This window comes from Telluria sp. ZT3P25 (genome assembly GCF_059685895.1).
The window spans coordinates 3,266,073-3,279,858 of record NZ_JCASIJ010000001.1; the positions used below are offsets into that span (position 1 = coordinate 3,266,073).

General features: G+C 63.1%; 15 protein-coding genes. 7 read left to right on the forward strand and 8 right to left on the reverse strand.

Annotated features, from left to right (window positions below):
• Positions 1 to 68 precede the first annotated feature (68 nt).
• Entirely contained in the window at positions 69 to 824 is a 756-nt protein-coding gene (locus AC56LY_RS14460; protein ID WP_499580601.1) for an NlpC/P60 family protein, read from the reverse strand.
• Positions 825 to 1,193: 369 nt separating this feature from the next.
• On the opposite strand from AC56LY_RS14460, the gene AC56LY_RS14465 reads away from it, so the two are divergent.
• On the forward strand, positions 1,194 to 2,009 hold the full coding sequence (locus tag AC56LY_RS14465) for a zinc-binding metallopeptidase family protein (protein ID WP_499580603.1): 816 nt from the start codon (positions 1,194 to 1,196) through the stop codon (positions 2,007 to 2,009).
• 13 nt (positions 2,010 to 2,022) lie between these two features.
• On the opposite strand, the gene hemW is transcribed toward AC56LY_RS14465, so the two are convergent.
• The 5 genes from hemW to AC56LY_RS14490 all read right to left on the reverse strand — a co-directional run bounded on the left by hemW (position 2,023) and on the right by AC56LY_RS14490 (position 6,639).
• The gene (hemW, locus tag AC56LY_RS14470) at positions 2,023 to 3,273 is read right to left on the reverse strand and encodes a radical SAM family heme chaperone HemW (protein WP_499580605.1); all 1,251 of its coding nucleotides are present in this window, start codon (positions 3,271 to 3,273) and stop codon (positions 2,023 to 2,025) included.
• Between the two features lies 1 nt (position 3,274).
• On the reverse strand, positions 3,275 to 3,865 hold the full coding sequence (gene rdgB, locus AC56LY_RS14475) for an RdgB/HAM1 family non-canonical purine NTP pyrophosphatase (RefSeq protein ID WP_499504254.1): 591 nt from the start codon (positions 3,863 to 3,865) through the stop codon (positions 3,275 to 3,277).
• A gap of 79 nt (positions 3,866 to 3,944) precedes the next feature.
• Entirely contained in the window at positions 3,945 to 4,676 is a 732-nt protein-coding gene (gene rph / locus AC56LY_RS14480; RefSeq protein ID WP_499580607.1) for a ribonuclease PH, read from the reverse strand.
• Between the two features lie 11 nt (positions 4,677 to 4,687).
• A complete protein-coding gene (locus AC56LY_RS14485) occupies positions 4,688 to 5,617 on the reverse strand; it encodes a PP2C family protein-serine/threonine phosphatase (protein WP_499580609.1) in 930 nt (309 codons plus the stop codon).
• Between the two features lie 8 nt (positions 5,618 to 5,625).
• Positions 5,626 to 6,639 (reverse strand): serine/threonine-protein kinase, encoded by a 1,014-nt coding sequence (locus AC56LY_RS14490; RefSeq protein WP_499580611.1) that lies wholly within the window; start codon positions 6,637 to 6,639, stop codon positions 5,626 to 5,628.
• A gap of 94 nt (positions 6,640 to 6,733) precedes the next feature.
• Between AC56LY_RS14490 and AC56LY_RS14495 the strand changes: the two genes are divergently transcribed.
• The 4 genes from AC56LY_RS14495 (at position 6,734) to AC56LY_RS14510 (ending at position 11,061) form a co-directional block, all read left to right on the forward strand.
• On the forward strand, positions 6,734 to 7,621 hold the full coding sequence (locus AC56LY_RS14495) for a YicC/YloC family endoribonuclease (protein WP_499580613.1): 888 nt from the start codon (positions 6,734 to 6,736) through the stop codon (positions 7,619 to 7,621).
• A gap of 171 nt (positions 7,622 to 7,792) precedes the next feature.
• Complete coding sequence (gene gmk / locus AC56LY_RS14500; RefSeq protein ID WP_499580615.1) at positions 7,793 to 8,440, forward strand: guanylate kinase; 648 nt, start codon at positions 7,793 to 7,795, stop codon at positions 8,438 to 8,440.
• Positions 8,441 to 8,529: 89 nt separating this feature from the next.
• Positions 8,530 to 8,733, forward strand: coding sequence for a DNA-directed RNA polymerase subunit omega (gene rpoZ / locus AC56LY_RS14505; RefSeq protein ID WP_019922806.1), 204 nt, complete (start codon positions 8,530 to 8,532; stop codon positions 8,731 to 8,733).
• A 78-nt stretch (positions 8,734 to 8,811) separates the two neighbouring features.
• Positions 8,812 to 11,061: a RelA/SpoT family protein gene (locus tag AC56LY_RS14510; protein WP_499580617.1), complete on the forward strand. Its 2,250-nt coding sequence runs from the start codon at positions 8,812 to 8,814 to the stop codon at positions 11,059 to 11,061.
• Between the two features lie 41 nt (positions 11,062 to 11,102).
• Here the strand turns inward: AC56LY_RS14510 and AC56LY_RS14515 are convergent, their stop codons facing one another.
• Together AC56LY_RS14515 and greB are read right to left on the reverse strand one after the other, a co-directional pair.
• The gene (locus AC56LY_RS14515; protein ID WP_499580619.1) at positions 11,103 to 11,717 is read right to left on the reverse strand and encodes a biliverdin-producing heme oxygenase; all 615 of its coding nucleotides are present in this window, start codon (positions 11,715 to 11,717) and stop codon (positions 11,103 to 11,105) included.
• Positions 11,718 to 11,745: 28 nt separating this feature from the next.
• A complete protein-coding gene (greB, locus tag AC56LY_RS14520) occupies positions 11,746 to 12,312 on the reverse strand; it encodes a transcription elongation factor GreB (protein ID WP_499580621.1) in 567 nt (188 codons plus the stop codon).
• A 47-nt stretch (positions 12,313 to 12,359) separates the two neighbouring features.
• Between greB and AC56LY_RS14525 the strand changes: the two genes are divergently transcribed.
• Positions 12,360 to 13,052: a sensor histidine kinase gene (locus AC56LY_RS14525; protein ID WP_499580623.1), complete on the forward strand. Its 693-nt coding sequence runs from the start codon at positions 12,360 to 12,362 to the stop codon at positions 13,050 to 13,052.
• Positions 13,045 to 13,692: a response regulator gene (locus AC56LY_RS14530; RefSeq protein WP_499580624.1), complete on the forward strand. Its 648-nt coding sequence runs from the start codon at positions 13,045 to 13,047 to the stop codon at positions 13,690 to 13,692. Before AC56LY_RS14525 ends, AC56LY_RS14530 begins: the two co-directional genes overlap by 8 nt.
• The last annotated feature ends 94 nt before the right edge of the window (positions 13,693 to 13,786 follow it).

Here is a 13,786-nt window from a genome sequence, read left to right on the forward strand (position 1 = left end):
CCTACGTGGCCCGGTTTTTTTTGTGCACGTGACCTCTGGCAGGTTACGTGCACACCTTCCTGTCCTTGTCAGTGCGGTGGATGCAGGCCCGCACTGGTATTCGCAAACACCCTGTTGCCACTTGCTGCCAGGTCGGCTGCGCGGTCAAACATCCGCGCAGATGCAAAGCCCTCCAACGATACGGCAGTAGCAGGCCAGAGCGCCGCCTTGAAACGCGTCTTGGATACCCACTGATAGCAGACACTGTTGCTTTGGTTGCCGCCGAGAATACGATAAGCATCGTCGTCCTCGCCGGTATAAAAGCCGACATGCCCTTTACCGCTATGTTCACTGATACGCCAGAAGACCATGATGGCGCCGTAACGAGGTGAAATGTCGTTGCCAAAATTTTTCCACGCAAGCGCGCTCAATAAGTTTGTCGGCAAGGTTTCTTCCGGCAGCGTACCGTTGATGCAGTGCCCGACGAACAAACCACACCACGGTACCTCATCACCGGGATAATGGATATCGAGGTCATCGGCCCAGTCAAGGATGACAGGATTGTCGAGGTCGCCCAAAAACTCCCTCGTATTAATCAATCTCGTCGCTTCGGCCATCCAGGGCAGCTCGCCGGGAATGCTGTGCTGGTCATCTGCCACGCCCTCGAACAAGGCTTTCAGCGACTTCGGCCCAAGAATGCCATCGACCTGCAGCCCTTTCGACTCCTGAAAGGCGCGCAATGCCGCGATCGTACGTCGCCCCCATATGCCATCCATTGGGCCCGGATCGAAGCCCAGTTTCAGCAGCTGCGTTTGCACTTCCAGAATATCGATATTTGTGGCCATGTCCGCTCCTAAGTTGCTGATGACAACGTCGCGCCATTGCGACGAACAGGCCAGGGAACAAGATTCTTCCGCCTTGCAGACCCAGCCGCTAACCGAAGGAAATCAGAAAATACCAACCAAGAGTACATCAAAGTCCATGCAATATTCATAAGTCGATGTGCAAAAAATATCAATCACATCCGAAATATGATCTGGCTTTTTGCTATGCCACAGCCGTAACGTCGTTCTGGCGCAAAGCAGACTTGACGGATTGTGGGTACCTCGTTGTAGCGCGGCATTGCCCTCCCCTGGCGCCGCAGATATTGGCGGGATTGGCTACACTGGTTGCATCGATTGCCGACGACGCGCCGCAAGGCGCCGTGTGACGCCATGAGACATTTCTTCAGATCGCACTGGAAAGTCATCCTCGCGATATTGCTTGCGATCGTGCTGGCAACGCTGACCGTCGAGACCGAGTCGGACACCACGCCGTTGGCGGCGCGCCTGCAAGCCCATGCCCGGGCTCTCGCGCCGGGCGCGCCAAGCAGCCCCATGCAGTACGTCGACACATCGCTGCGCCGGTATGGCTACGTGCTGCACAGGCAGCGAATCGACAGCGACAGCATCAACCATGCCACCCACAGCATCGAAGCCACGCTTGCAAGCGTGACGCCAGGCAGCATGCCAGAACGCACATTCGTGATCGGCGCACGCGTCGGGCCGGGGGGTGATGTCGGCGCAGCGGCCGTGCTCGAACTGGCGCGCGCCGTCAAGGATCTGCGGCCCGCACCCGGGACGGAGATCCGCTTCGTGTTCTTCATGGAGGCTGCGAAGTCAGGCGCGGAAGACACTGACGCCGGCAACTTCATCGCATTCATCGGTACGCCCGATGGGGCGCAGCGCGTGCGCCAGGCGTTTGCAGCACTGCGCAGCGACCCGCAGCTGATGCACCACGGGCTGGCGACCTCGGCCCACGTGATGGGCTTGACGCTCTCACGCCATGGCGATGGCGATGGCAGCCCCGCCACGACGACCCTCTTGATCACCGGCAGCGACTTTCTCGGCTACCCCTATTTCTACACCGCGCCGTTGCCCGCCGATGAAAACGACGAGGCGCAGCAACCGGGCGAATTCGACGGCCTGGCGCGCGTCGTGGCCGGCCTCACACGCACGCTCAGCGCGATGGCAGGCGTCGTGCAGGCCTGAAAAACCGAGACGCTTACTCGGCCAAAAACATTTCCTGCAAATCGTTCAGAAACCGCTGCCCCAGTTCCGTCGGCTTGATCAGCTTGTGATCGCGGTAGATCAGCCCCTTGGCTTCAGCCTCGTTGAGCGACTTCGTGATCGTGTTGATGCTCATCCCGGTGCGCTCGCCGAACAGGTTCGGATCGAAGCCACCGGTCAGGCGCAGCGTGTTGAGCATGAATTCGAAGCCCATGTCGGTGCGGCCGATCTCGTGCTCTTCCTGCACCGGGTTGCCGCGCTTTGCCGCCTCGATGAACGATGCCGGCTGCTTGTAGCGGGCCTGGCGCAGGATGCGATGCGGGAACGAGATCTTCGAATGGGCCCCGGCGCCGATGCCCAGGTAGTCGCCGAACTGCCAGTAATTCAGGTTGTGGCGCGCGCGCCGGCCGGCCCTGGCATAGGCCGAGACTTCGTAGTGATCGTAGCCCGCGGCGCCCGTCACCTCGGCGATCATGTCCTGCATGTCGGCGCTCAGGTCGTCGTCCGGCAGTGATGGCGGGTACTTCGCGAACACCGTGTTCGGCTCCATCGTCAGGTGGTACAGCGACAGGTGCGGCGGCGCGAACGCGAGCGCCGTTTCCAGGTCATGGCGCGCCTCGGCCAGCGTCTGCGACGGCAGCGCGTACATCAGGTCGAGATTGAAGTTGTCGAACGTGTTTTTTGCGATCTCGACTGCGCGCAGCGCTTCGTCGCCGTCGTGGATGCGCCCGAGCGCCTTCAGGTGCGCCGGGTTGAAACTCTGGATGCCGATCGACAGGCGGTTGATGCCGCTCTCGCGATAACTCTTGAAGCGCTCGGCCTCGAAGGTGCCGGGATTGGCTTCCATCGTGATCTCGGCGTCCAGTTCCAGTGGCAGCAGGGTGCGCAGGTCGGACATCAGGCGATCGAGGCCCGCGGCCGACATCAGGCTCGGCGTACCGCCGCCAATGAACACGGTGTGGATCTTGCGGCCCCAGATCAGTGGCAGCGATTGTTCCAGGTCCAGGCGCAGCGCGTCGAGGTAATCCTTCTCGGGCAGCTCGCCCTTGCCTTCGTGCGAGTTGAAATCGCAGTACGGACATTTGCGCACGCACCACGGCCAGTGCACGTACAGCGACAGCGGCGGCAGTGCCGTCAGGTTCAGCGCGCCCGGCTGCAGGTATTGCAGCGCGGCCGTCGCGGGCGAACGGGGCTCGCCGGCCAACGGTTGCGGTACGTTCTCGCCGACGAATTTAATGGGGATCATGTCAGGTGTTTTTCAGTTTCTCGACCAGCGCGCGCAGCGCCTGGCCACGGTGCGACAGCGCATTTTTCTCGTCCGGCGCCAGTTCGGCCGTGGTCTTGCCCAGCGACGGGATCAAAAAGTATGGGTCGTAACCGAAGCCGTTCTCGCCGCGCGGCGTGGCGATGATTTCGCCATTCCAGCGGCCGTCGGCGATGATTGGCTGCGGGTCTTCCGGGTGGCGCACGTAGACCAGCACGCAGTAGTAATAGGCTGACTTGTCGCTGAGCGTGGACAGGTCGGCGACGAGCTTGCGGCTGTTGTTGGCGTCGGACTTCGGTTCTCCAGCGTAGCGGGCCGAATACACACCGGGCGCGCCGCCAAGCGCATTGACGCAGACGCCCGAATCGTCGGCCAGCGCCGGCAAGCCGGTCAGGCGCGACGCGTGGCGCGCCTTGGCCAGCGCGTTTTCAACGAAGGTGCCGAACGGCTCTTCTGCTTCCGGGACGTCGAATTCGCCCTGCGGATGCAGGTCGAGGCCGATGGGCCCGAGCAGCTGGGCGAATTCCTTGAGTTTGCCGGCGTTGTTGGAGGCGAGGATCAGGCGCTGGGTCATGGTGGTCACGGTGCAGGTGGGGAAACCGGTCATTTTACCGGCTTCGCGCGCCTGCCGCCCGGGAACCGGGCAACCGCAGTCAGCCCACGCGCAGCGCCTGCTTCTGCAAATGGATCAGGTCAGCAATCCCCGCCTGCGCCAGGTCGAGCAGGCGGTCCATGGCGGCGCGGTCGAATGCAGCCCCTTCGGCCGTGCCCTGCACTTCGATGAAGTGGCCCTGGTCGTTCATCACCACATTCATGTCGGTGTCGCATTCCGAGTCCTCGGGATAGTCCAGGTCGAGCACCGGCACACCACCCACCATGCCGACCGACACGGCCGCGACGAAATGCCGTACCGGCAGCGCCGTGATCGCGCACGACGAGAGCAGCGTGCTGAAGGCATCGTGCGCGGCCACCATCGCGCCGGTGATGGCGGCGGTGCGGGTGCCGCCGTCGGCCTGAATCACGTCGCAATCCAGATGCAGCGTGCGCTCGCCAAACGCATGCAGGTTGAACGCGGCGCGCAGCGAGCGGCCGATCAGGCGCTGGATTTCCTGCGTGCGCCCGCTTTGCTTGCCGCGCGCGGCTTCGCGGTCCATGCGCTTGTGGGTCGAACGCGGCAGCATCCCGTATTCGGCGGTCAGCCAGCCCTGGCCCTTCCCTTTCAAAAAGGCCGGCACCTTGTCCTCGATGCTGGCCGTGCAGATCACTTTGGTGTCGCCGAACTCGATCAGCACCGAGCCTTCGGCGTGCCGCGTGTAATTGCGGGTGATGACGATCGGGCGCAGCTGGTCTGGCGCGCGGCCGCTCGGGCGCGGTGGGTGGGTCATGGGGTCGGTCCTTACTTGAGCAGCTGGGAGGATTTTTCGATCGCTTCGCGGATCTCGGCGATGGCTTTTTCGATATCGTCTTCGTCGAACGCGTCGCTGCCTTCGGGCAGCGGATCGCCCGCGACGATGGTGGAGCTGACGGCATCCTCGGCCAGCATCTGTGTCGAGATCACATTCAGCGCATCGGCATCGATGGTGCCGGCCGCGCCCTGCCAGGCGATCGCCAGCGCGGTCGTGTTGTCGGCCTGCGCACCGCCGATGGCGGCGGCCATCTGCACCAGTTCCGGCACCGCCTGCACGACGCCGCTCGTGGCCAGGCGGTGCACGATCTCGGTTTCGGGCAGCACGGACCACAAACCGTCCGAGCATAGCAGCAGCATATCGCCATGCTGCAGGCTGTGCTGCTGCGACAGCGCGATCTTCGGCGGGCTGGACGCGCCCAGGCAGTTATACAGCTTATTGCGGTCGGGGTGCGTGTTGCGCTCGGACGGGTCGGCGCGCCCACGCTCGAGCAGGTACTCGAAATGCGAGTGGTCGCGCGTGCAGGCCAGCACCTGCTTGCGCCGCACCCAGTACAGGCGCGAGTCGCCGACGTGCGCCCACACGGCGCAGTTATGCTGGACCAGGCAGGCGACGACGGTGGTGCGCGGGATCTCGGGCAGGCCGTGGCTGGCAGCGTAGGCCTGGATATCGTGGTGCGCCTGCAGCAGCGCTTCTTCGAGGAAGCGCTCGGGCTTTTTCACGTACGGGCGCGCCTGCAGGCGAAACATCGCCGATACCGTCTGCAGGGCGATGGTCGCGGCGATCTCGCCACCCAGATGCCCGCCCATGCCGTCGGCAAGCAGCAGCAGCAAGGCGTCGCGGGTGTAGCAGTAGCCCATCCGGTCCTGGTTGACCTTGCGCCCGCCAATATGGCTTTGTTGATACACCGAGAATTGCATGACTTCCTTTAATCGCGCCGGAATGCGCCGAGACGGTCGACCAGGCCGCGCCAGCCGCCGCGTGCTTCATGTGCGTCCACCGCGTCGGCCGTGACGTTGGCTGCCGACGGGACCGTGGCCCGCGCGGGCAGCGGCGCGGCCGGCGCCGCCTGCAGTACCTTCTGGATTTCGAACACGCTTTGCGGCCGCATCAATGGATCGAGCGCCAGGCACGCGGCCACCAGTTTGACCAGCTCCGGTGAATAATAGCCTGCCAGGCGCGCCAGGTGGCGCGGCACGTGATCGTCCATGCGCCGCGCATCGACCGGTGGCGGCGTCGAGCGGCTCATGCAGGCGAGCATGGCCGCGCCCAGGCTGTAGATATCGGTCCAGGGGCCGAGCGCCGCGCCGCGTGTGTACAGGTCGGGCGCGGCGAAGCCCGGCGTGTACATTGGGGCGAGCATCGGGGCGTCGGTGTGCAGCGTCTGGCGCGCGGCGCCGAAGTCGAGCAGCAGCGGCGAGCCGTCGGTACGCAGGTAAATGTTGGCCGGTTTTAGGTCCAGGTGCAGCAGCTTGTTGGCGTGGACTTCGCGCAGGCCGCTGCAGACGCCGTGGAACACCTGGCGCACGAAGTTTTCGCTCAGGCCATTGCCTTTGGCAGCTGCGCGCGCGATGTGTTCCTGCAGCGAGTGACCGGACTCGTAGGCCATGACCATATACACGGTCTCATGGGCGCGAAAGAAATTGAGCACGCGCACCACGTTGGGGTGCACGATGCGCGCCAGGGCACGGCCTTCTTCGAAAAAACACTTCAGCCCGATGCGAAAGACCGCCAGGTGGGGCTTGGCCACCACGGGAATCAATTGCCCCGGCTGACGCAGCGCCAGCGCGCTTGGCAGGTACTCCTTGATGGCCACTGCATTGCCCTCGCTGTCATAGGCAAGATAAACAATACTGAACCCGCCGGACGCAATTTTCTTTACAATGCGGTATCCGGCAATTTCGAGTCCTGCGGGCAGAGGAGCGTTATTCTGTGCAGCCATCCAATTGGGTTTCCTTGCTAAACAGCGCGATTGTGTGGATAAATGTCGGCTTTGTAAAGAATAAAAACCGGGGATTTCATTGAGCATTTCAAGCATGACAGGTTATGCGGTCGCCACCAGCGAAGGCGCTGCCGGAACCCTCACGATCGAAATCAAGAGCGTCAACTCGCGCTTCCTCGATTTGCAGTTCCGCATCAATGACGATTTGCGCGCGCTGGAACCCGATCTGCGAACGGCCATCATGGCCGCCATCCAGCGTGGCAAGGTCGAAGTACGTGTCTCGTTCGGCCGCAAGGTCAGCGGCGGCGCCGCGGCGCTCAATCAGGAACTGCTGGCCGACCTGGCCCGCCTGCAAGGCGAAGTGACGCGTCACTTCGCGCAGGCCGCGCCCATGACCGTGGCCGAATTGCTGCGCTGGCCCGGCGTCATCGAAGAATCGACCATCGGCCAGGAGTCGCTCCAGGCCGACGTCGCCGCGCTCACGGTCACCACCATCGCCGCGTTCGTCGACAGCCGCCGGCGCGAAGGCGCGGCGCTCGAGACGATGCTGCAATCGCGCATCGAATCGATGGAAGCGATCGTCAAGCGCATCACGCCGCTGATCCCGCAAGTCATTTCGCAATTCCAGAACAAGGCCATCGACCGCATGCAGGATGCGCTGGGCCTGGCCGGTCACGGCAATCCATCGACGCTCACGCGCCAGGAAGTGCTGGAGCGGATCCGTCAGGAAGTGACCTTGTACGGCATCCGCATCGACGTCTCCGAAGAATTGTCGCGCCTGTCGGCGCACCTGAACGAGACGCGCCATATCCTCAAAAAGGGTGGCCAGGTCGGCAAGCGCCTCGACTTCATGATGCAGGAGCTCAATCGCGAAGCCAATACCCTCGGCGCCAAGGCGTCGGTGAAGGAACTGGCTGACGCGTCGATGGAGCTCAAGCTGCTCATCGAGCAGATGCGTGAACAGGTGCAGAACCTCGAGTAAGCAGCAGAATTGAATCGGTAGCGATACCAGCACCGGTTGAACGCGTGGACGGGGAACCCGTCCACCCTACCTGCGTAGGGTGGGCGGCTGCGCCGTCCACGCGTTCGACGTTAACATGAACACCCGCGGCACCCTACCCGCACACTCACCGTACTGACAAAGGACCCCGCCATGCTCCCACAAGCCTTTTCCGGCAGCCTGTTCGTCGTCGCCGCCCCATCCGGCGCCGGCAAATCGACCCTGGTCAACGCCCTGCTGGCGAACGAACCTGGCATCAAACTGTCCATCTCCACCACCACCCGCGCACCGCGCCCGGGCGAAGTGGATGGCCGCGAATACCACTTCACGAGCGCCGAGGATTTCGTCACGCGCGCCGATCGGGGCGAGTTTCTCGAGTGGGCTGAAGTGCACGGCAATTACTACGGCACGAGCCGCCTGTCGGTCGAGCAGGAGATGAAAAACGGCACGGATATCCTGCTCGAAATCGACTGGCAAGGCGCGCGCCAGGTACGCAAGCTGTTCCCGGACGCGGCCGGCATTTTCATCCTGCCGCCATCGATCGAAGCGCTGGAAGAACGCCTGCACAAACGTGGCACCGACGAGCCGCACATCATCACCCGGCGCCTGCTGGCGGCGGGCGGCGAGATCGCTCACGCACCCGACTTCGAATATGCTATCATCAACGAAGAGTTTAACGTCGCCCTGGCTGAGCTGCAGGCGATTGTCAAAGCGACACGTTGCCGATTTGCCCAACAAGCTGCCCGCAACGCTACGCTGTTTGCCCAGCTGGGAATCCACGCGAATCATCCACAATCTTGACGAGCGCGCCGTTGCAGGCGCGCCGCACGCGTTGTTTCACTCTTTGTCGCACTCATTGTCACCCAACATTCAGCAACCCAGGAGCACACATGGCCCGCATTACCATCGAAGACTGCCTCAAGAACATCCCGAACCGCTTCCAGCTGACCCTGGCAGCAACGTATCGTGCGCGCCAGCTGCTGCAAGGCCACACCCCGAAGGTCGAAGCCAAGGACAAGCCAACCGTCGTCGCCCTGCGCGAGATCGCTGCTGGTAAAGTCGGCATCGAAATGCTGAAAAAAGTCCCGATGTAATTCCATTCGGGGTTGCCTGAATTTGCGTTATCCCGTCTTCTGTTATTCTGATCTCACCGCAGCCAGACGATTAACGTAATGAACCTGTTACCTCCAGATTCTGCTTCACGCAACCCCGCTCCGCGCGAGCGGCGGGCAGACAATCGTCCGCCCGACTTCATCGAGCCCGCCGGCCCCATCGTGCCGGGCGTGGCTTCGGTGACGCAGCTGATCACCAAGCTGTCCGAATACCTCACCCCCGCCGAACTCAAGAAGGTCAAGGAAGCCTACCGCTTCTCTGACGAGATGCACCTGGGCCAGGTCCGCAAGTCGGGCGAGCCCTATATCTCCCATCCGATTGCCGTTGCTGAGATCTGCGCCGAGTGGAAACTCGATGCGCAAGCCATCATGGCCGCGCTGCTGCACGACGTGATCGAAGACCAGGACGTCAAGAAGGATGAGCTGATCGAGCGCTTCGGCGCGCAGGTCGCCAACCTTGTCGACGGCCTGTCCAAGCTCGAGAAAATCGAATTCCAGAGCCAGCTCGAAGCGCAGGCGGAAAACTTCCGCAAGATGCTGCTGGCGATGGCGTCGGACGTGCGCGTCATCCTGATCAAGCTGGCCGACCGCCTGCACAATATGCGCACGCTCGGCTTCATGATTCCGGCAAAAAAACGCCGCATCGCCGGCGAGACGATGGAAGTGTATGTGCCGATCGCGCACCGCCTCGGCCTGAACAATATCTACCGCGAGCTGCAGGACCTGTCGTTCTCGCACCTGTATCCGGTGCGCTACCAGACGCTGTCCAAGGCAATCAAGTCGGCGCGCGGCAACCGACGCGAAGTGGTCAAGAAAATCCTCGAAGCGGTCAAGAACCAGCTCGAGGCCGGCGGCCTGAAAGCCGAAGTGCACGGCCGCGAAAAGACCCTGTACGGCATCTACAAAAAGATGCGCAACAAGCACCTGTCGTTTTCGCAGGTGCTCGACGTGTATGGTTTCCGCGTCGTCGTCGACAGCGTGGCCGAGTGTTACGTGGCCCTCGGCACCCTGCATGCACTGTACAAGCCGATGCCGGGCAAGTTCAAGGATTACATCGCGATTGGCAAGATCAACGGCTACCAGTCGCTGCACACGACGCTGATCGGTCCGTACGGCACGCCGGTCGAATTCCAGATCCGCACGCAGGACATGCACCGCACTGCCGAAAGCGGCGTGGCGGCGCACTGGCTGTACAAGACGGGCGAATCGAATATGTCCGAGCTGCAGCAGCGCACCCATGCGTGGCTGCAGTCGCTGCTCGATATCCAGCAGCAAACGGGCGACTCGGCCGAATTCCTCGAACACGTCAAGGTCGACCTGTTTCCCGATTCGGTCTATGTGTTTACGCCCAAGTCCAAGATCATCGCCCTGCCCCGCGGCGCGACGGCGCTCGACTTTGCCTACTCGATCCACACCGGCATCGGCGACCATACGGTGGGCGTGAAGATCAACAACGAAGAACAACCGCTGCGCACCGAGCTGCACAACGGCGACATCGTCGAGATCATCACGCAGCCCGATTCGCGCCCGAGCCCGACCTGGCTGACGTTCGTGCGCACCGGCAAGGCACGTTCGGCGATCCGCCATCACCTGCGCCTGGTCGACGTCAACGAGTCGGCCGAGCTGGGCCTCGAACTGCTGACCCAGGCGCTGGCCGTACGCAACATCAAGCCGGATCTGCCGGCCAGCGTGGTCGAGCGGCTGCTGGCCGAGTCGTCGGCCAATTCGATGGAAGAAGTGTATGCCGACATCGGCATCGGCAAGCGCATGCCGACGCTGGTGGCGCGCCAGATCTTCGGCCTGATGGAGGGCGACCCCGATCTGCTGCCGTCGCACAAGCCGCTGCCGGCCAGCGACATCGCGCCGGTGACGATCTATGGCAGCGAAGGCGTGGCAGTCCAGCTGGCGCCATGCTGCCTGCCGATCCCGGGCGACCAGATCACGGGCCAGTTACGCCGCGACCAGGCGCTGGTGGTGCACACCTGCGATTGCCAGACGGCCAAGCGCCTGCTGGCAAAAGAACCTGATCGTTGGATCGCCGTGCAGTGGGGCGACGATCTGAACCGCCGCTTCGACTGCCGGATTCGCCTGTTGATCAACAACGAAAAAGGCATCCTGGCACGTGTGGCTGCCGAGATCGGCGAGTCCGACGCTAACATCACGTATGTCGGCATGGACGAGGACGACGAAAACATGATGACGCAGCTGCGCTTCACGATCCAGATCGCCGACCGGGTGCATCTGGCGCAGCTGATTCGCAATCTGCGCCGCGTGGCAGGCGTGAACCGGGTGGAGCGCGAGCGGACGTAAGCCCCGTTTGCTCGTAGCGTGGACGGGAAAACCCGTCCACGCTACTTTTTGTCCAGGCTCAGCTTCAAAATACTTTCAAACGCTGCGCAGGCGCCTGCGCAGGCATCGGCGATCTCGTCCGGCGACCGCACGTGCTCTTTCAGCGCCAGCATGAACGCGCGCCAGCGCGGGCCTGGCCCGGCGTCGCTGCCCTTCAGATAGCGCAGCGGATGCGGCGCCATGGCATCTTTCAGCTTCCCGTACAGCACCTTGCCGCCAAGTTGCGAGCCTTCGATCACATAACACACGCCCCACCGATACGCGACGCTGGCATCGTGTGGCCACGCGTGGGCCGGCGCCGGTGCACCCAGCGGCGGCATGCCGGGCTCGTTCAGGTCAGCCGCGATCAGCGCCAGGCGTTCGACCGGTGGCAAGACCAGCTGCGGCCCATCCGCAAACGACACCAGCCACGACTGCAATGGCGCCAGCCAGTCGCGCACCATCGTCAGGTGCGCCGCATAATCGTGCAAGTCAGGAGCAGGTCCGGACAACGGCAGGCCGCTGTCGAGCCGTTCGTGTTGGTCGTTGGTTGCGGCGCGCAATGCCGCCAGGGGATCTGTCTGCTGGTGCGTCGTCATGTGGGCCGATTCGTGCGCCGCTTCGTGAGGTCGGTTCATGCGCACATAGTAGCACCGGGCTGCAAGGTCAGTCGGTGACGGGCTCGGGATAGTCGACCGAAATGATCTCGAGCTCATCCATGCCCAGCGGTGTCTGCAGCTGCGCCACATCGCCTTCGCGGCACTTGGTCAGCGCACGCGCGACGGGCGAGACCCAGCTGATCTTGCCGTGCAGCGGATCGAGCTCGTCGATGCCGACGATGGTGATGGTATGCTCTTCGCCGGCCCCATTGACATAGCGGACCGTCGCGCCGAAGAACACCTGGTCATTGCCATGCTGGATGCTCGGATCGACGACGAACGCCGAATCCATGCGCTTGGTGAGAAAGCGGATGCGACGGTCGATCTCGCGCAGGCGGCGTTTGCCGTAGATATAGTCGCCGTTCTCGGAACGGTCGCCATTGGACGCGGCCCAGTGCACGATGCGCACGACTTCTGGCCGATCGACGTCGATCAGCTGCAGCAGCTCATCCTTGATGCGCTGGTAGCCGGCCGGGGTGATGTAGTTCTTGGCGCCGTCAGGAATCGCCTGCGCCAGCATCAGGGCTTCATCATCGTCGTCGTTGTCCGACTCTTTTACAAATGCCTTGTTCATGGATGCATTGTAGCGAGACTTGCGCGCCCTTGTCGTATCATTCGACCATGCACCAGCCCACCCTGCTCCAGCACGCCCTTGACGACGCCGCCCGACAGGATGAGCGCAGCCGGATCGCGCGTGAACTGCACGATGACCTGGGCGGCAACCTCATCGCCATCAAGATGGCGCTGGCGCGGCTGGCGGCGCATGTGCCCGCCGACCAGCCCGGTCTGGCCGGCCAGACCGGGTACATTGACGAGCTCGTCGATCGCACGATCGACGCAGTGCATCGTATCTCGTTCGGCCTGCGCGCCGCTGCGCTCGATCTGGGGCTGGCGGCCGCGCTCGCATGGCAGGCGCGCGAATTCACCCGCCAGACCGGCATCGCCGTGATCACGCACTGCCCTGACGCGCTGGCGCACGAGCCGGCGCCGGACCACGCCACCGCGCTCTTCCACATCGCCCAGGAAGCGCTGACCAATATTGCCAGGCATGCAGCCGCAACACAGGTCACGCTGACGCTGCACCTCGCCGACCGCCACCTGACCCTGTCCATCTGCGACAACGGCCGCGGCATCGACCCGGCCGTGCGCAGCAGACCGGATGCATTCGGCCTGCGCGGCATGCACGAGCGCGCCAGCGCGCTTGGCGGCGCGCTGTCCTTGTCGCCGGCGCCCGGAGGTGGCACGATGTTGACCGTCAAGACCAGGCTGGCGCCGCCCATGGCCCCGGCACAGAACAAGAAACAGGATGAGTGAAAAAGTAACAATCCGGGTATGCATTGCTGATGACCACGCCATCGTGCGCGAAGGACTCAAGCAGATCCTGGCCGACGAGCGCGACATCGTTGTTGCCGGTGAGGCCGAGGACGGGCACGATGCCGTCCGCCTGGCGGCCAAGACGCGTTGCCACGTGATGCTGCTCGATATCTCGCTGCCCGACCGTAATGGCATCGACGTGCTCAAGCAGATCAAGAAGGACAAACCCGAGCTGTCGGTGCTGATGCTGTCGATGCACCGCGAAGACCAGTATGCGATCCGCGCACTCAAGGCCGGCGCGGCCGGTTACATCACCAAGCAGAGCGCGCCGCGCGAACTGGTCACGGCCATTCGGCTGGTGGCAGGCGGACAAAAGTATGTCAGCGCTGCACTTGCGCAAGCTCTGGCCAGCGCGATCGGCGACGATCATGAAAGCGCCGCCCACGAGGGGCTGTCCGACCGCGAATACCAGACGCTGACAATGATCGCGTCGGGCATGACCGTGACGCAGATCGCAGGCGAACTGTCGCTGTCGGTCAAGACGATCAGCGAATACCGCGCGCGTCTGTTGGTAAAAATGAAACTCAGGAGCAGTGCCGAGCTGACCACGTATGCGATCCGCAACGGCCTGGTCGACTGACACCCTGCCGCGTGCCCTGCCATTGAATAATTGTTGATGCGAGGCAAATAAACTGCCTATCATGTCGTCAATCCCGCAAACCCGGCACCGCGCT